This window comes from Klebsiella michiganensis (assembly GCF_002925905.1).
Classification (GTDB): Bacteria; Pseudomonadota; Gammaproteobacteria; order Enterobacterales; family Enterobacteriaceae; genus Klebsiella; species Klebsiella michiganensis.
In genome coordinates, this window is record NZ_PRDB01000001.1 from 400,513 (window position 1) to 418,509 (window position 17,997).

Genomic DNA, 17,997 nt, shown 5'->3' on the forward strand with positions numbered 1-17,997 from the left:
ATCGCTTCAGCAAACGAATAAATGGCGGCAATTTGCGAAATTTAACTCGGAGGTCGCTTGATAAGCGTTGCTTATGAAAATGTGATAATTGTCACCCTCTCGCGCCGATGAAATCGCACGAGAGAATGGGTATTTAATGCCAGCAAAAATGGTGAACCACCTGAGTGATGAGCTCGCGGGTCGGCTTAATAAAGCGCGTTTCCAGGTACTCATCCGGCTGGTGGGCCTGGTTGATAGAGCCCGGGCCTAACACCAGCGTTGGGCAGAGGGTCTGAATAAACGGCGCTTCGGTACAGTAGTTGACCACGTCGGTTTGCGCGCCGAGGAGTTTTTCGACGACCTCAACCAGCTTATGGTCCGGCGGGCATTCGTACCCGGGGATCGGCGGATGCAGTTCAGCAACGGTCAGGCGTCCAGGCCAGCGCTCGCTCACCGGTGCCAGCGCTTCGTTAAGGAGCCCGTTGAGATCGTTGAGCGTCATTCCGGGCAGCGGACGAATATCCATATGCAGTTCGCAGCAGGCGCAAATGCGGTTGGAGGCATCGCCGCCGTGAATTGCCCCGAGGTTAAGTGTGGGATACGGGACGGTAAAGGCGGCATAGTGATAACGCTCTTTTAAGTCGTCGCGCAGCTGCATGATGCGGCCAATGGCGTCGTGCATCAGTTCAATCGCGTTGACGCCGCGTGCCGGGTCGCTGGAGTGGCCCGACTGCCCCTGAATGCGAACCGCGTTGGACATGTGGCCTTTGTGCGCGCGTATCGGCTGCAGCGACGTGGGCTCGCCAATAATGGCGCAGTCCGGTCGCAGCTGGGTCGTCTCGGCGAAGTAGCGGGCGCCGGCCATGCTGGTCTCTTCATCGGCCGTCGCCAGAATATAGAGCGGCTTTTTCAGCTGAGTGACGTCAACGTCGCGCAGGGCGTCGAGAATAAAAGCGAAGAAGCCTTTCATATCCGCGGTGCCGAGACCGTACAGCTTATTGTCGTGCTCGGTCAGGGTAAAAGGGTCGCGGTTCCAGCGGCCATCATCAAACGGGACGGTATCGGTGTGCCCGGCAAGCAGCAGGCCGCCAGCGCCGTGGCCGCTGCTGGCCAGCAGGTTGAATTTATTACGCGTATCCGGGACTGGCTGAACTTCAACATTAAAGCCGATATCGCGGAACCAGCCTGCCAGTAAATTGATTAAAGACTCATTGCTTTGATCCAGCGCCTCTTCGGTTGCGCTGATGGAAGGTGTGGCGATCAGCGCGCGGTAAATCTCGATAAAGGGCGGTAATTTGTTTTTCATTGTTGACACACCTCGGGTCGTGATAGTATCAATATTCATGCATTATTTGTGAATAAAAATACATTATCGTTGAGCGTAAGAAAACCCATCGAATGTAAGGATGATGCTCTTACGGCTCAACAGGGTGGGGAAGGCAACGGTCTTCCAGGGCAAATATACGTAAGCAAGAAGGTGAAGAGCCCCAATGTTGAACACGCTGATTGTGGGCGCCAGCGGTTATGCCGGCGCAGAGCTAGTGGCCTATGTAAATCGCCATCCTCATATGACCATAACCGCATTGACGGTCTCCGCGCAAAGCAATGATGCGGGAAAATTAGTTTCCGATTTGCATCCGCAGCTGAAAGGCATTGTCGATCTGCCGCTGCAGCCGATGTCCGATATCAGCGAGTTTAGCGCCGGAGTCGATGTCGTTTTTCTGGCTACCGCGCACGAGGTAAGCCATGACCTGGCGCCGCAGTTTCTCGCCGCTGGCTGCGTCGTGTTCGATCTCTCCGGGGCGTTCCGCGTTAATGACGGCGCCTTCTATGAAAAATATTACGGTTTCACTCATCAGCACCCTGAACTGCTGGAGCAGGCGGTTTACGGCCTGGCCGAGTGGAGCGTCGAAAAGCTAAAAGAAGCCAATCTGATCGCCGTACCGGGCTGCTACCCGACGGCGGCTCAGCTATCGTTAAAACCGCTGATCGACGCGGGGCTGCTGGATCTTAACCAGTGGCCGGTGATCAACGCGACCAGCGGAGTCAGCGGCGCCGGGCGTAAAGCCTCTATCGGCAATAGCTTCTGCGAAGTCAGCCTGCAACCCTACGGCGTTTTCAACCACCGTCATCACCCGGAAATTTCAACCCACCTGGGCGCGGACGTTATTTTTACTCCGCATCTGGGCAATTTTAAGCGCGGGATTCTGGAAACCATTACCTGCCGTCTGAAGCCTGGCGTGAGCAAAGAGCAGGTGGCGGCGGTATTCCAGCAGGCCTATGCGGATAAGCCGCTGGTACGTTTATACGATAAAGGTGTCCCTGCATTGAAAAATGTCGTGGGTCTGCCATTCTGTGATATCGGTTTTGTGGTCCAGGATGAACATATCATCGTGGTGGCGGCGGAAGATAACCTGCTGAAAGGCGCGGCCGCGCAGGCCGTGCAGTGCGCAAATATTCGTTTCGGCTTCGCTGAGACGCAGTCTCTTATTTAAGGTGTGATGATGAATCCTTTAATTATCAAACTTGGCGGCGTCCTGCTGGACAGCGAAGAAGCGCTTGAGCGCCTGTTTACGGCACTGGTGAACTACCGCGAATCCCATCAGCGCCCGCTGATTATTGTGCACGGCGGCGGCTGCGTGGTGGATGAACTCATGAAGCAGCTCAACCTGCCGGTGAACAAGAAAAACGGTCTGCGGGTCACGCCGGCGGATCAGATCGACATTATTACCGGCGCGCTGGCGGGAACCGCCAACAAAACGCTGCTGGCGTGGGCGAAGAAGCACGGCCTGGCTGCCGTTGGGCTATTCCTCGGCGATGGCGATAGCGTCAAAGTGACGCAGCTTGATGAAGAGCTGGGTCATGTCGGATTCGCTCAGCCAGGTTCTCCGGCGCTGATTAACACGCTGCTGGCGGGCGGTTATATGCCGGTCGTTAGCTCCATCGGCGTCACCGATGAAGGCGAGTTGATGAACGTTAACGCCGACCAGGCGGCGACCGCGCTGGCGGCAACGCTCGGCGCAGACCTGATTCTGCTGTCTGACGTAAGCGGCATTCTTGATGGCAAAGGGCAGCGCATCGCGGAAATGACCGCCGAGAAGGCTGAACAGCTGATCGAGCAGGGCATTATCACCGACGGCATGATCGTCAAAGTGAATGCGGCCCTGGACGCGGCGCGGACATTAGGCCGTCCGGTCGATATCGCCTCCTGGCGCCACGCGGAGCAGCTCCCTGCGCTGTTTAACGGCACGCCGATCGGCACGCGTATACTGGCATAATCAATTTATCATTTTGTCGGCCCGGTAAGCGTAGCGTCGCCGGGTAATAAAATTCAAAGATATTAAGGAAGCATGTTATGGCACTTTGGGGTGGGCGTTTTACTCAGGCAGCGGATCAGCGGTTCAAACAGTTCAACGACTCTTTGCGCTTTGACTATCGCCTGGCGGAGCAGGATATCGTTGGCTCTGTTGCCTGGTCCAAAGCGCTGGTGACGGTGGGCGTACTGTCCGCCGATGAGCAGCTACAGCTGGAAGAGGCGCTGAACGTTCTGCTGGAAGACGTGCGGGCTAACCCGCAGCAGATCCTTGAAAGCGATGCGGAAGATATTCATAGCTGGGTGGAAGGTAAGCTAATCGACAAGGTCGGCCAACTGGGCAAAAAGCTGCACACCGGACGTAGCCGTAATGACCAGGTGGCGACCGACCTGAAGCTGTGGTGCAAAGATACCGTGATGGAACTGCTGTCGGCGAATCGTCAGCTACAAAGCGCGCTGGTTGAGACGGCGGAGAATAATCAGGACGCCGTTATGCCGGGCTATACCCACCTGCAGCGCGCGCAGCCGGTGACGTTTGCCCACTGGTGTCTGGCCTATGTCGAAATGCTGGCGCGTGATGAAAGCCGCCTGCAGGATGCGCTTAAACGTCTGGACGTCAGCCCGCTGGGCTGCGGAGCGCTAGCGGGTACCGCCTATGAAATCGATCGTGAACAGCTTGCCGGCTGGCTGGGCTTCGCATCGGCGACCCGCAATAGTCTGGACAGCGTGTCCGATCGCGATCACGTACTGGAACTGCTGTCCGATGCCTCAATCGGTATGGTCCACCTGTCGCGTTTTGCTGAAGATCTGATCTTCTTCAATACCGGCGAAGCGGGCTTTGTTGAGCTTTCTGACCGCGTGACTTCTGGCTCATCCCTGATGCCGCAGAAGAAAAACCCGGATGCGCTGGAGCTGATCCGCGGTAAATGCGGCCGCGTGCAGGGTGCGCTGACCGGCATGATGATGACCCTCAAAGGGCTACCGCTGGCCTACAACAAAGATATGCAGGAAGATAAAGAAGGCCTGTTTGACGCGCTTGATACCTGGCTCGACTGCCTGCATATGGCGGCACTGGTGCTCGACGGTATTCAGGTAAAACGCCCGCGTTGTGAAGAAGCCGCGCAGCAGGGTTACGCCAACGCCACCGAACTGGCGGATTACCTGGTTGCCAAAGGCGTACCGTTCCGTGAAGCGCACCATATTGTCGGTGAAGCGGTAGTGGAAGCCATTGCCCAGGGCAAGCCGCTGGAGGATCTGCCGCTGGCCGATTTGCAGAAATTTAGCCCCGTGATTGCGGATGACGTCTATCCGATTCTGGCGCTGCAGTCGTGTCTGGATAAGCGTGCGGCTAAAGGTGGCGTTTCTCCTCAGCAGGTGGCTCAGGCGATTGCCGACGCTAAACAGCGTCTGGTGTGATCCGCCTGCGGGGCTGCTTTTAAGGCGGTAAATAAACGAAGCTCGGGTAACTCCGGGCTTTTTTATGCAAAAAAAAGCGGACACAAGGTCCGCAAAAGTTCACGTTGGCTTTAGTTATCCGGGTAGAGAGGTGATGAGGAAGCTCAATGATTTTCTGAACTTTTCCTCATTTATGGGTTTATTATTGAACAGAAACCTTGATAGGGATAATCGTTCGTTGCTATTCTATCTATCGCCATGGACTATCGTGGCGATGGAGGATGAATAATGAATATTCGCGATCTTGAATATCTGGTAGCGCTAGCCGAACACCGCCACTTCCGCCGTGCGGCGGATTCTTGCCACGTCAGCCAACCGACGCTCAGCGGGCAAATCCGTAAGCTGGAGGATGAACTCGGCGTGATGTTGCTGGAGCGCACCAGCCGTAAGGTTCTGTTCACCCAGGCAGGGCTGCTGCTGGTGGATCAGGCGCGTACCGTGCTACGAGAAGTCAAAGTGCTTAAGGAAATGGCGAGCCAGCAGGGAGAGACCATGTCCGGGCCGCTGCATATTGGACTGATCCCGACGATTGGCCCTTATCTGTTGCCGCTGATTATCCCGATGCTGCACCAGACCTTTCCCAAGCTGGAAATGTATCTGCATGAAGCACAAACCCATCAGCTTTTAGCGCAGCTTGATAGCGGTAAGCTCGACTGCGCGATTCTGGCGCTGGTCAAAGAGAGCGAAGCGTTTATTGAGGTGCCGCTGTTTGATGAGCCCATGATGCTGGCTATCTACGAAGATCACCCGTGGGCGAACCGCGAGTGCGTGCCGATGTCGGACCTGGCCGGTGAAAAGTTGCTGATGCTGGAAGATGGGCACTGCCTGCGCGATCAGGCGATGGGCTTTTGCTTTGAAGCGGGCGCCGATGAAGATACCCATTTCCGGGCGACGAGCCTCGAAACGCTGCGTAACATGGTGGCTGCCGGTAGCGGCATCACGCTGTTGCCAGCCCTGGCCGTACCGCAGGAGAGAAAGCGCGATGGCGTGGTCTATGTGCCCTGCATCAAGCCGGAGCCGAGACGTACCGTGGGGCTGGTTTATCGCCCGGGTTCGCCGCTGCGTAGCCGCTATGAACATCTGGCGGAGGCCATCCGCAGTAAGATGGATGGCCATTTCGACGCCGCGTTAAAACAGGCGGTTTAAGCCATTTAACGCCGCGACCCGATAGGCTTCCGCCATCGTCGGATAGTTAAAGGTGGTGTTAACGAAGTACTCAATGGTGTTACCACCGCCTTTCTGCTCCATTATCGCCTGGCCGATGTGAATAATTTCGGCCGCGCGCTCGCCAAAGCAGTGAATCCCGAGGATCTCTTTCGTTTCGCGATGAAAGAGGATCTTCAGCGTACCGACGCTCATGCCGACGATCTGCGCCCGGGCCAGATGTTTGAACTGCGCGCGACCCACCTCGTAAGGCACCTTCATTGCCGTCAGCTGCTGCTCGGTTTTACCGACGGAGCTGATTTCCGGAATGGTGTAAATCCCGGTAGGGATATCCTCAATCAGGTGCGCCGATGCCTCGCCTTTCACCAGCGCTTGGGCAGCGATGCGGCCCTGGTCGTAGGCGGCGGAGGCCAGGCTTGGATAGCCAATCACATCGCCGACGGCATAAATATGCGGCAGGGCGGTTTGATACATGCTGTTGACCTTCAGCTGGCCGCGGCTGTCGGTTTGCAGACCGATATTTTCCAGCGCCAGTGAGTCGGTGTTCCCGGTGCGGCCGTTAGCGTACAGCAGGCAGTCCGCTTTGAGCTTTTTGCCGGATTTCAGATGCATGATGACGCCGTCATCAACGCCCTCAATCTTTTCGTACTCTTCATTGTGGCGAATGACCACGCCGCTGTTCCAGAAGTGATAGGAGAGCGAGTCGGACATCTCCTGATCGAGGAACGCCAGCAGACGATCGCGGGTGTTGATCAGATCCACTTTGACTTCCATTCCCCGGAAGATCGACGCATATTCGCAGCCGATCACCCCGGCACCGTAGATGATCACATGGCGCGGTTCGTGATGCAGGCTGAGAATCGAGTCGCTGTCATAAATGCGCGGATGATGGAAGTCGACGTCTGCCGGATGGTACGGGCGTGAACCACAGGCAATCACGAACTTTTCCGCCGTCACCGTTTCCACGGTACCGTCGTGGCACTCCAGCGCGATAGTGTGTTCATCAACAAAATGGGCATTGCCCTGCAGGATTTCGCAGTGGTTACGCTCATAGAAACCCTGACGCATATGGGTTTGCTGGTTAATGACGCTGTCGGCATGGTTCAGGATGTCGGCGAAGGAAGAACGAAGAAGACGGGAATGGTCGCTGTAGAGGGGATTTTGGTTAAACTCGATAATACGGCTGACGGCATGGCGGAGGGCTTTTGACGGGATGGTCCCCCAGTGGGTACAACCGCCGCCTACGTTATGGTAGCGCTCAATGACGGCAACGCGTGCTCCCTGTTTCACCAGCCCCATGGCGGCGCCTTCTCCGCCAGGACCGGAACCAATCACAATTGCATCATAATCCCAAGAGTGTGACATGGCATTACTCACCTGTTTTATACATAAAATAAACACGATGATAACATTCGCCGCGCTTTAACCCAATTATCGTTGTGCTTTTTTGCGGCATAAAAGCAGAAACAGCTCGTAAACAATCATTCACAATCCAGTGTAAACCGATTAGTTCTAATCTCTGGTATAGTGCCGGAAGGGCTTATGGAAGGATTCAGACAACGTGATGGGCGTAAGAGCGCAACAAAAAGAAAAAACCCGGCGTTCGCTGGTGGAAGCGGCATTCAGTCAGCTGAGTGCTGAGCGCAGTTTTGCCAGCTTGAGCCTGCGCGAAGTGGCGCGGGAAGCGGGGATCGCCCCGACGTCCTTCTATCGTCATTTTCGCGATGTCGATGAGCTGGGTCTGACCATGGTGGATGAAAGCGGGCTCATGTTGCGCCAGCTGATGCGCCAGGCGCGCCAGCGTATCGCTAAAGGCGGCAGCGTCATTCGTACCTCTGTTTCCACCTTTATGGAATTCATTGGCAACAACCCGAACGCCTTCCGCCTGCTGCTGCGGGAACGCTCCGGTACCTCCGCGGCGTTTCGTGCCGCCGTGGCGCGTGAAATTCAGCATTTTATCGCGGAACTTGCCGACTATTTAGAAATCGAAAACCATATGCCGCGCGCCTTTACCGAAGCGCAGGCTGAAGCTATGGTCACCATCGTATTTAGCGCTGGCGCCGAGGCTCTCGATGTGGGCCCGGAGCAGCGTCGACAGCTGGAAGAACGCCTGGTGCTGCAGCTCAGAATGATCTCGAAAGGCGCGTATTACTGGTATCGCCGTGAACAAGAAAAAATATCAAATCATTCCGAATAACGTGAAGGACGAGCAATGAAACACTCAGTACAAGATAGAGGTACGCTGCTGCTGGCGCTGATCGCAGGTTTATCCATTAATGGTACCTTCGCCGCGCTGTTCAGCTCCATTGTCCCTTTTTCCATCTTCCCCATTTTGTCGTTGGTGCTGACGGTTTACTGCCTGCATCAGCGCTATCAGAATCGTAGTATGCCCGTGGGTTTGCCGGGGCTCGCCGCTGCCTGTTTTATTCTCGGGGTGCTGGTTTACAGTACCGTCGTGCGCGCGGAATATCCGGACATCGGCTCTAATTTCTTCCCGGCGGTTCTGTCGGTGATTATGGTGTTCTGGATTGGCTACAGGTTACGCAACCGCAAGAACGCGGTCGCTGAATAATCTCTCACCCGGCAGCAGCGCTGTTGCCGGGTTTTCTCGCGCAGCTTTACTTCTTCGTTAGCAGCACGCCGCATTCCATATGATGGGTATAGGGGAACTGGTCGAATAGCGCCAGGCGCGCGATCTCGTGGGTCTCACTGAGCGTTTCCAGGTTCTGGCATAGGGTCTCCGGATTGCAGGAGATATAGAGAATACGCGGATACGCCTGCACCATTTTCTCCGTTTCGCTATCCAGCCCGCTGCGCGGCGGATCGACGAAAATCGTCTCGCACTGATAGCTCTTCAGGTCGATTCCCTGCAGGCGGTTAAACTCCCGCACGCCGTTCATCGCCTGGGTAAACTCTTCCGCCGACATGCGGATAATCTGCACGTTATCAATGTGGTTCGCTGCAATATTGTATTGCGCCGCCGCGACGGACGGTTTGGCGATTTCCGTTGCCAGCACGCGTTCGAAATTACGCGCCAGCGCCAGCGAAAAGTTGCCGTTGCCGCAGTACAGCTCAAGCAGGTCGCCGGTTGCGCCTTTAGTGGCGTCGATAGCCCACTCCAGCATCTGAATGTTCATCGCCGCATTTGGCTGGGTGAAGCTATTCTCAACCTGACGATAGATCATTTCACGCCCGCCAACCGGCAAGCGTTCATCGATATAGTCTTGATCCAGCTCGATTTTAGTTTTCGTGGCGCGGCCAATCAGGTGCACATTCAGATTTTGCGCCCGCAGCGCATCGCGCAAGCGCGACGCGTGCTGACGCCATTCATCGTCGAGCTTTTTATGATACAGCAGCGATATCACGGCCTGGTTACTCAGGGTGGTGAGATAATCCACCTGAAACAGTTTGTGGCGCAGTACCGGGTTATCGCGTACGCCCTCAATCACCGCGGCCATCAGCTGATTAATCAGCTCGCTGGCAGCCGGGAAAGTCTCGACGCGGATCCGGGATTTGGTCTGCTGGTCGAACATAATGTGGTACAGATCGTCGCCATCGTGCCACAGGCGAAACTCTGCGCGCATGCGGTAGTGGCTGACCGGCGAACGAAACACTTCCGGAACCGGGGCGCTAAAAGGCGCCATCATTTTCTGCAAACGGACGACTTTTTCTGCCAGCTGCGCTTCATATTGTTCGGTAGGAAGGTGTTCGGGGGTCATGATGCATCCTGAATAAAATAAGTACGCGGGGATTGTAGGGAAAGCGCCGGGGATGTCCAGCCCTGATGATATAAGGAAATATAACGGTAGAAGTCTGGACATCTATATGTTTCTGATTATAGCATCGTGCTACCGGTCCTATGAGTTAATAGGGAATCCAGTGTAAATCTGGAGCTGACGCGCAGCGGTAAGGAAAAGTGGGATGAGCGCATTATGCAGACACTGCGGCTATTTAGCGGGAAGTCCTCGTCCATTAAACACTCCAAGCCCGAAGACCTGCCGGAATACGTCGCATTTGGTTTCTATCATCGCGTGCTACTGATAGAGCCGGCGGCATCCTTTGTTTATTACGGATGCTTTAAAAATGATTAAAAAAGCTTCGCTGATGACGGCGCTCTCCGTCACGGCATTTTCCGGCTGGGCGCAGGACAGCAATTCAGATACGTTAGTGGTCACAGCAAACCGTTTTCAACAGCCGGTCAATACGGTTCTTGCGCCGACCGATGTGGTTACCCGGGAAGATATCGATCGCTGGCAGGCGAAAGATTTAAACGATGTGATGCGCCGATTGCCTGGCGTGGACGTCGCGCAAAATGGTGGCATGGGTCAATCTTCCTCTCTGTTTATCCGTGGTACTGAAGCCAAACAAGTTCTGGTGCTGGTTGACGGCGTTCCCATGGCCCGACCGGGCATTACAAATAACCCCGATCTGAACCAGATCCCTTTGTCGCTGGTGCAGCGCGTCGAATATATCCGCGGCCCGCGTTCAGCGATTTATGGTTCCGGGGCAATGGGCGGCGTGATTAACGTCATTACGCATTCCGATAAAGAACAATCCAAAATTACCGCTGGGGTAGGATCGAAAGGCTACCAACAATATGACGGTACCCTGCGCCATCGCTTTGGCGATACGGTGGCGACGGTTGCGGGTTCTTATGAGGGTAATAAAGGCTTTAACGTTCAGCCCGATTCAACCTGGGATCACGACGGCGATCGCGACGGTTTTCGTAATAAAACGTTTTGGGGCAGCCTCGAGCATAAATTTAACGAGAATGTTGACGGTTTCTTCCGCGGACACAGCTACACCAACAACTCTGATTACGATCTGGGAAGCCCGCCGTATAGCCCGGCCTACAGCGCCGATGAAAGCCAGCTCTATAACCAGAGCTGGGATGCGGGGCTGAACTTTAATTCCGGAATTTATTCCTCCCAGCTCATCGCCAGCTATCAGAAGATAAAGGACTACAACTACAGCAGTATTTATGGCCGTTATAATGATGGGACGACGCTCGACAGGATGACGCAGCGTAACCTGCAGTGGGGCAATAACGTTATTGTCGGCCATGGCTCTGTCAGCGCTGGGGTGGACTGGCAGCAGCAGCGGTTAACTTCATCAGACACGGCGATGTCGGATACCTACAAACGTGACAATACGGGACTGTACCTGACGGGCCAGCAGCAAGTTGGCGACGTGACCCTCGAAGCGTCCGGACGTGAAGACCACGATGAGCAGTTTGGCTGGCACGGTACCTGGCAGACTACCGCAGGCTGGGAGTTTGTCGAAAATTATCGCCTGACTCTCGGCTATGGTACCGGCTTCCTCGCGCCTTCTTTAGGGCAACAGTTTGGCTCCACTCGATTTGGTATCAACGCGAATCCTAATCTGAAACCTGAAGAGTCGAAACAGTGGGAAGCTGGGCTGGAAGGGCTCACCGGTCCCGTGGACTGGCGCTTGTCCGCGTACCATTACAAAATTACTAACCTGATTACCTATTATTCCGATCCTGTTACCTATGACGGGGAGTACGACAATATCAATGCCGCGACGATTAAAGGCGTGGAATGGACGGGAAGTATCGATACCGGTATTTTCAGCCATCGCGTAACGTTGCAGTATGTCGATCCGCGCAACGATGATAACGGTGAAGTGCTGGCCCGACGTTCTAAACGACAGGCAAAGTATCAGCTGGACTGGTCCATGTTTGATGTCGATATGGATGTGTCCTGGCAGTATTATGGGAAGCGTTACGATAACAACACCTCCCAGTACAACAATACGCAAAGAATTTTGCCGAGCTACAGCACGGTAGACGTTTCTGCATCGTATCCGATCACCGATCGCCTGACAGTTCGTGGTAAAATAGCTAACCTGTTCGATAAAGATTACGAGACAGCTTATGGCTACCAAACTGCAGGACGAGAATACTACTTGTCTGGCAGCTACACCTTCTGATCCACGTCCCACCGTGCTGGTGTTTGATTCCGGCGTCGGTGGGCTGTCGGTTTACAATGAGATTCGGCAGCTTCTGCCGAATCTGCATTATATCTACGCTTTCGATAACGTTGCTTTCCCCTACGGCGAGAAGAGCGAAGAGTTTATTGTTGAACGCGTCCTGGAGATTGTGACAGCGGTTCAGCAGCGTTACCCTCTGGCGCTGGCCGTTATTGCCTGTAACACCGCAAGTACCGTTTCCCTCCCCACCTTACGCGATAAATTCGCCTTTCCGGTTGTCGGCGTCGTTCCGGCGATAAAACCGGCGGCCCGCTTAACGGCGAATGGCGTTGTTGGCCTGCTGGCGACGCGCGGAACGGTAAAACGCCCTTATACGCGCGAACTGATCTCCCGTTTTGCGAATGAATGCAAAATAGAAATGCTGGGGTCGGCAGAGCTGGTAGAACTGGCAGAGGCCAAACTGCACGGTGAACCGGTCCCGCTGGATGAACTGCGGCGTATCCTGCGTCCCTGGCTACGAATGCAGGAACCACCTGATACGGTTGTGCTGGGGTGTACGCATTTCCCTCTAATACAAGAAGAGCTGCAGCAGGTTCTGCCGGAAGGGACGAGAATGATCGACTCCGGAGCGGCGATTGCGCGTCGCACCGCCTGGCTATTAGAGCACGAAGCGCCTGACGCAAAATCGAGTGATGCCAATATTGCGTACTGTATGGCGCTGACGCCTGAAACTGAGCAGCTTTTGAGCGTTTTGCGGCGCTATGGCTTCGAGTCGCTGGAAAAACTGGCGCTTTCATAGCGTTTTGCACAAAAAAGAGACGGTTGAAAGATTTTTTGAAAACAGGGCTTGTCAACGTCTCAGAACTCCCTATAATGCGCCTCCACTGACACGGAACAACGGCTTACAGCCCGCCGGGTCAGCGGGATTCAGCGATGAATACCGGCAGAGAAAAGCGAAAATAATCGCTTGACTCTGAATGAGGAAAACGTATTATACGGGACCTCGCGACAGAGCGCTGAAGCGCGTCGCAACTGCTCTTTAACAATTTATCAGACAATCTGTGTGGGCACTCAAAGTGACATGGATTCTTAACGTCCTCGGACGAAAAATGAATACCAAGTCTCTGAGTGAACATACGTAATTCATTACGAAGTTTAATTCACGAGCATCAAACTTAAATTGAAGAGTTTGATCATGGCTCAGATTGAACGCTGGCGGCAGGCCTAACACATGCAAGTCGAACGGTAGCACAGAGAGCTTGCTCTCGGGTGACGAGTGGCGGACGGGTGAGTAATGTCTGGGAAACTGCCTGATGGAGGGGGATAACTACTGGAAACGGTAGCTAATACCGCATAACGTCGCAAGACCAAAGAGGGGGACCTTCGGGCCTCTTGCCATCAGATGTGCCCAGATGGGATTAGCTAGTAGGTGGGGTAACGGCTCACCTAGGCGACGATCCCTAGCTGGTCTGAGAGGATGACCAGCCACACTGGAACTGAGACACGGTCCAGACTCCTACGGGAGGCAGCAGTGGGGAATATTGCACAATGGGCGCAAGCCTGATGCAGCCATGCCGCGTGTATGAAGAAGGCCTTCGGGTTGTAAAGTACTTTCAGCGGGGAGGAAGGCGATAAGGTTAATAACCTTGTCGATTGACGTTACCCGCAGAAGAAGCACCGGCTAACTCCGTGCCAGCAGCCGCGGTAATACGGAGGGTGCAAGCGTTAATCGGAATTACTGGGCGTAAAGCGCACGCAGGCGGTCTGTCAAGTCGGATGTGAAATCCCCGGGCTCAACCTGGGAACTGCATTCGAAACTGGCAGGCTGGAGTCTTGTAGAGGGGGGTAGAATTCCAGGTGTAGCGGTGAAATGCGTAGAGATCTGGAGGAATACCGGTGGCGAAGGCGGCCCCCTGGACAAAGACTGACGCTCAGGTGCGAAAGCGTGGGGAGCAAACAGGATTAGATACCCTGGTAGTCCACGCTGTAAACGATGTCGACTTGGAGGTTGTTCCCTTGAGGAGTGGCTTCCGGAGCTAACGCGTTAAGTCGACCGCCTGGGGAGTACGGCCGCAAGGTTAAAACTCAAATGAATTGACGGGGGCCCGCACAAGCGGTGGAGCATGTGGTTTAATTCGATGCAACGCGAAGAACCTTACCTACTCTTGACATCCACGGAACTTAGCAGAGATGCTTTGGTGCCTTCGGGAACCGTGAGACAGGTGCTGCATGGCTGTCGTCAGCTCGTGTTGTGAAATGTTGGGTTAAGTCCCGCAACGAGCGCAACCCTTATCCTTTGTTGCCAGCGGTTCGGCCGGGAACTCAAAGGAGACTGCCAGTGATAAACTGGAGGAAGGTGGGGATGACGTCAAGTCATCATGGCCCTTACGAGTAGGGCTACACACGTGCTACAATGGCATATACAAAGAGAAGCGACCTCGCGAGAGCAAGCGGACCTCATAAAGTATGTCGTAGTCCGGATTGGAGTCTGCAACTCGACTCCATGAAGTCGGAATCGCTAGTAATCGTGGATCAGAATGCCACGGTGAATACGTTCCCGGGCCTTGTACACACCGCCCGTCACACCATGGGAGTGGGTTGCAAAAGAAGTAGGTAGCTTAACCTTCGGGAGGGCGCTTACCACTTTGTGATTCATGACTGGGGTGAAGTCGTAACAAGGTAACCGTAGGGGAACCTGCGGTTGGATCACCTCCTTACCTTAAAGAACCTGCCTTTGTAGTGTCCACACAGATTGTCTGATGAAAATGTAGCAGTAAAAAATCTCTGCAGGCTTGTAGCTCAGGTGGTTAGAGCGCACCCCTGATAAGGGTGAGGTCGGTGGTTCAAGTCCACTCAGGCCTACCAAATTCGCTCCCGTGCTGCGTTGTGAAATAACTCGCATACTTCAGTATGCTTCGTTCTTCCACGCCTTGCCCGGAATCGAATTACGGTAAATGAGATTAACTACGATGGGGCTATAGCTCAGCTGGGAGAGCGCCTGCTTTGCACGCAGGAGGTCTGCGGTTCGATCCCGCATAGCTCCACCATCTTTACTGCACAACACAAGAAAACTTCAGAGTGTACCTGAAAAGGTTCACTGCGAAGTTTTGCTCTTTAAAAATCTGGATCAAGCTGAAAATTGAAACGACACACAGTTAATGTGTGTTCGAGTCTCTCAAATTTTCGCGACACGACGATGTTTTACGAAACATCTTCGGGTTGTGAGGTTAAGCGACTAAGCGTACACGGTGGATGCCCTGGCAGTCAGAGGCGATGAAGGACGTGCTAATCTGCGAAAAGCGTCGGTAAGGTGATATGAACCGTTATAGCCGGCGATGTCCGAATGGGGAAACCCAGTGCAATTCGTTGCACTATCGTTTGATGAATACATAGTCAAACGAGGCGAACCGGGGGAACTGAAACATCTAAGTACCCCGAGGAAAAGAAATCAACCGAGATTCCCCCAGTAGCGGCGAGCGAACGGGGAGCAGCCCGGAGTCTGAATCAGCTTGTGTGTTAGTGGAAGCGTCTGGAAAGTCGCAGGGTACAGGGTGATACTCCCGTACACTAAAACACACAGGTTGTGAACTCGAAGAGTAGGGCGGGACACGTGGTATCCTGTCTGAATATGGGGGGACCATCCTCCAAGGCTAAATACTCCTGACTGACCGATAGTGAACCAGTACCGTGAGGGAAAGGCGAAAAGAACCCCGGCGAGGGGAGTGAAAAAGAACCTGAAACCGTGTACGTACAAGCAGTAGGAGCCCACTTGTTGGGTGACTGCGTACCTTTTGTATAATGGGTCAGCGACTTATATTCTGTAGCAAGGTTAACCGTATAGGGGAGCCGCAGGGAAACCGAGTCTTAACTGGGCGTTAAGTTGCAGGGTATAGACCCGAAACCCGGTGATCTAGCCATGGGCAGGTTGAAGGTTGGGTAACACTAACTGGAGGACCGAACCGACTAATGTTGAAAAATTAGCGGATGACTTGTGGCTGGGGGTGAAAGGCCAATCAAACCGGGAGATAGCTGGTTCTCCCCGAAAGCTATTTAGGTAGCGCCTCGTGAACTCATCTTCGGGGGTAGAGCACTGTTTCGGCTAGGGGGTCATCCCGACTTACCAACCCGATGCAAACTACGAATACCGAAGAATGTTATCACGGGAGACACACGGCGGGTGCTAACGTCCGTCGTGAAGAGGGAAACAACCCAGACCGCCAGCTAAGGTCCCAAAGTCATGGTTAAGTGGGAAACGATGTGGGAAGGCCCAGACAGCCAGGATGTTGGCTTAGAAGCAGCCATCATTTAAAGAAAGCGTAATAGCTCACTGGTCGAGTCGGCCTGCGCGGAAGATGTAACGGGGCTAAACCATGCACCGAAGCTGCGGCAGCGACACTATGTGTTGTTGGGTAGGGGAGCGTTCTGTAAGCCGTTGAAGGTGGCCTGTGAGGGTTGCTGGAGGTATCAGAAGTGCGAATGCTGACATAAGTAACGATAATGCGGGTGAAAAACCCGCACGCCGGAAGACCAAGGGTTCCTGTCCAACGTTAATCGGGGCAGGGTGAGTCGACCCCTAAGGCGAGGCCGAAAGGCGTAGTCGATGGGAAACAGGTTAATATTCCTGTACTCGGTGTTACTGCGAAGGGGGGACGGAGAAGGCTATGTTGGCCGGGCGACGGTTGTCCCGGTTTAAGCATGTAGGCGGATGTTCCAGGTAAATCCGGAACGTCACTAACGCTGAGGTGTGATGACGAGGCACTACGGTGCTGAAGTGACAAATGCCCTGCTTCCAGGAAAAGCCTCTAAGCATCAGGTAACATCAAATCGTACCCCAAACCGACACAGGTGGTCAGGTAGAGAATACCAAGGCGCTTGAGAGAACTCGGGTGAAGGAACTAGGCAAAATGGTGCCGTAACTTCGGGAGAAGGCACGCTGATGGTAGGTGAAGTGACTTGCTCATGGAGCTGAAATCAGTCGAAGATACCAGCTGGCTGCAACTGTTTATTAAAAACACAGCACTGTGCAAACACGAAAGTGGACGTATACGGTGTGACGCCTGCCCGGTGCCGGAAGGTTAATTGATGGGGTTATCCGTAAGGAGAAGCTCTTGATCGAAGCCCCGGTAAACGGCGGCCGTAACTATAACGGTCCTAAGGTAGCGAAATTCCTTGTCGGGTAAGTTCCGACCTGCACGAATGGCGTAATGATGGCCAGGCTGTCTCCACCCGAGACTCAGTGAAATTGAACTCGCTGTGAAGATGCAGTGTACCCGCGGCAAGACGGAAAGACCCCGTGAACCTTTACTATAGCTTGACACTGAACACTGGTCCTTGATGTGTAGGATAGGTGGGAGGCTTTGAAGTGTGGACGCCAGTCTGCATGGAGCCATCCTTGAAATACCACCCTTTAATGGCTGGTGTTCTAACGTGGGCCCCTGATCGGGGTTGCGGACAGTGTCTGGTGGGTAGTTTGACTGGGGCGGTCTCCTCCTAAAGAGTAACGGAGGAGCACGAAGGTCAGCTAATCCTGGTCGGACATCAGGAGGTTAGTGCAATGGCATAAGCTGGCTTGACTGCGAGCGTGACGGCGCGAGCAGGTGCGAAAGCAGGTCATAGTGATCCGGTGGTTCTGAATGGAAGGGCCATCGCTCAACGGATAAAAGGTACTCCGGGGATAACAGGCTGATACCGCCCAAGAGTTCATATCGACGGCGGTGTTTGGCACCTCGATGTCGGCTCATCACATCCTGGGGCTGAAGTAGGTCCCAAGGGTATGGCTGTTCGCCATTTAAAGTGGTACGCGAGCTGGGTTTAGAACGTCGTGAGACAGTTCGGTCCCTATCTGCCGTGGGCGCTGGAGAATTGAGGGGGGCTGCTCCTAGTACGAGAGGACCGGAGTGGACGCATCACTGGTGTTCGGGTTGTCATGCCAATGGCATTGCCCGGTAGCTAAATGCGGAAGAGATAAGTGCTGAAAGCATCTAAGCACGAAACTTGCCCCGAGATGAGTTCTCCCTGACCCTTTAAGGGTCCTGAAGGAACGTTGAAGACGACGACGTTGATAGGCCGGGTGTGTAAGCGCAGCGATGCGTTGAGCTAACCGGTACTAATGAACCGTGAGGCTTAACCTTACA

11 protein-coding genes, 2 tRNA genes, 2 rRNA genes and 1 riboswitch are annotated in these 17,997 nt (G+C 54.2%); of the genes, 12 read left to right on the forward strand and 3 right to left on the reverse strand.

All coding sequences use genetic code 11. From position 1 onward, the window contains the following. Positions 1 to 133: 133 nt before the first annotated feature. Positions 134 to 1,285: an acetylornithine deacetylase gene (argE, locus tag CDA56_RS01955; protein WP_103815528.1), complete on the reverse strand. Its 1,152-nt coding sequence runs from the start codon at positions 1,283 to 1,285 to the stop codon at positions 134 to 136. 184 nt (positions 1,286 to 1,469) lie between these two features. Here argE and argC point away from each other — a divergent pair, with 184 nt between their 5' ends. The 4 genes from argC (at position 1,470) to oxyR (ending at position 5,893) form a co-directional block, all read left to right on the forward strand. Next, positions 1,470 to 2,474, forward strand: a complete 1,005-nt coding sequence (argC, locus tag CDA56_RS01960) for an N-acetyl-gamma-glutamyl-phosphate reductase (RefSeq protein WP_104011291.1) — start codon at positions 1,470 to 1,472, stop codon at positions 2,472 to 2,474. A gap of 6 nt (positions 2,475 to 2,480) precedes the next feature. Beyond that, positions 2,481 to 3,257, forward strand: coding sequence for an acetylglutamate kinase (argB, locus tag CDA56_RS01965; RefSeq protein WP_086544362.1), 777 nt, complete (start codon positions 2,481 to 2,483; stop codon positions 3,255 to 3,257). Positions 3,258 to 3,334: 77 nt separating this feature from the next. Beyond that, positions 3,335 to 4,708, forward strand: a complete 1,374-nt coding sequence (gene argH, locus CDA56_RS01970; RefSeq protein WP_014227439.1) for an argininosuccinate lyase — start codon at positions 3,335 to 3,337, stop codon at positions 4,706 to 4,708. 267 nt (positions 4,709 to 4,975) lie between these two features. Further along, positions 4,976 to 5,893, forward strand: a complete 918-nt coding sequence (gene oxyR, locus CDA56_RS01980) for a DNA-binding transcriptional regulator OxyR (protein WP_004107578.1) — start codon at positions 4,976 to 4,978, stop codon at positions 5,891 to 5,893. On the opposite strand, the gene sthA is transcribed toward oxyR, so the two are convergent. Further along, positions 5,876 to 7,276 (reverse strand): Si-specific NAD(P)(+) transhydrogenase, encoded by a 1,401-nt coding sequence (gene sthA / locus CDA56_RS01985; protein WP_004116922.1) that lies wholly within the window; start codon positions 7,274 to 7,276, stop codon positions 5,876 to 5,878. The genes oxyR and sthA overlap by 18 nt on opposite strands. A 196-nt stretch (positions 7,277 to 7,472) precedes the next feature. Between sthA and fabR the strand changes: the two genes are divergently transcribed. Further along, entirely contained in the window at positions 7,473 to 8,108 is a 636-nt protein-coding gene (fabR, locus tag CDA56_RS01990; protein ID WP_004107582.1) for an HTH-type transcriptional repressor FabR, read from the forward strand. A 15-nt stretch (positions 8,109 to 8,123) separates the two neighbouring features. Beyond that, the gene (locus tag CDA56_RS01995; RefSeq protein WP_004856046.1) at positions 8,124 to 8,483 is read left to right on the forward strand and encodes a YijD family membrane protein; all 360 of its coding nucleotides are present in this window, start codon (positions 8,124 to 8,126) and stop codon (positions 8,481 to 8,483) included. Positions 8,484 to 8,529: 46 nt separating this feature from the next. Here the strand turns inward: CDA56_RS01995 and trmA are convergent, their stop codons facing one another. Then, positions 8,530 to 9,630, reverse strand: a complete 1,101-nt coding sequence (gene trmA, locus CDA56_RS02000) for a tRNA (uridine(54)-C5)-methyltransferase TrmA (RefSeq protein WP_032719444.1) — start codon at positions 9,628 to 9,630, stop codon at positions 8,530 to 8,532. A 116-nt stretch (positions 9,631 to 9,746) separates the two neighbouring features. Beyond that, positions 9,747 to 9,928, forward strand: a riboswitch (cobalamin riboswitch). Between the two features lie 66 nt (positions 9,929 to 9,994). Between trmA and btuB the strand changes: the two genes are divergently transcribed. The 6 genes from btuB (at position 9,995) to CDA56_RS02030 (ending at position 17,994) form a co-directional block, all read left to right on the forward strand. Beyond that, positions 9,995 to 11,863 (forward strand): TonB-dependent vitamin B12 receptor BtuB, encoded by a 1,869-nt coding sequence (gene btuB / locus CDA56_RS02005; protein WP_004856052.1) that lies wholly within the window; start codon positions 9,995 to 9,997, stop codon positions 11,861 to 11,863. Next, positions 11,808 to 12,662 carry a glutamate racemase gene (gene murI, locus CDA56_RS02010; protein ID WP_102803652.1) on the forward strand — a complete coding sequence of 285 codons (855 nt, stop codon included), beginning with the start codon at positions 11,808 to 11,810 and terminating at the stop codon, positions 12,660 to 12,662. Before btuB ends, murI begins: the two co-directional genes overlap by 56 nt. A gap of 378 nt (positions 12,663 to 13,040) precedes the next feature. Next, positions 13,041 to 14,580: ribosomal RNA gene (locus CDA56_RS02015) — 16S ribosomal RNA — on the forward strand. 71 nt (positions 14,581 to 14,651) lie between these two features. Continuing rightward, positions 14,652 to 14,728 (forward strand) — tRNA-Ile (locus tag CDA56_RS02020). 106 nt (positions 14,729 to 14,834) lie between these two features. Continuing rightward, a tRNA-Ala gene (locus CDA56_RS02025) sits at positions 14,835 to 14,910 on the forward strand. A gap of 178 nt (positions 14,911 to 15,088) precedes the next feature. After that, a 23S ribosomal RNA gene (locus CDA56_RS02030) occupies positions 15,089 to 17,994 on the forward strand. The 16S and 23S rRNA genes sit together here with 2 tRNA genes alongside, the layout of an rRNA operon. Positions 17,995 to 17,997: the final 3 nt, after the last annotated feature.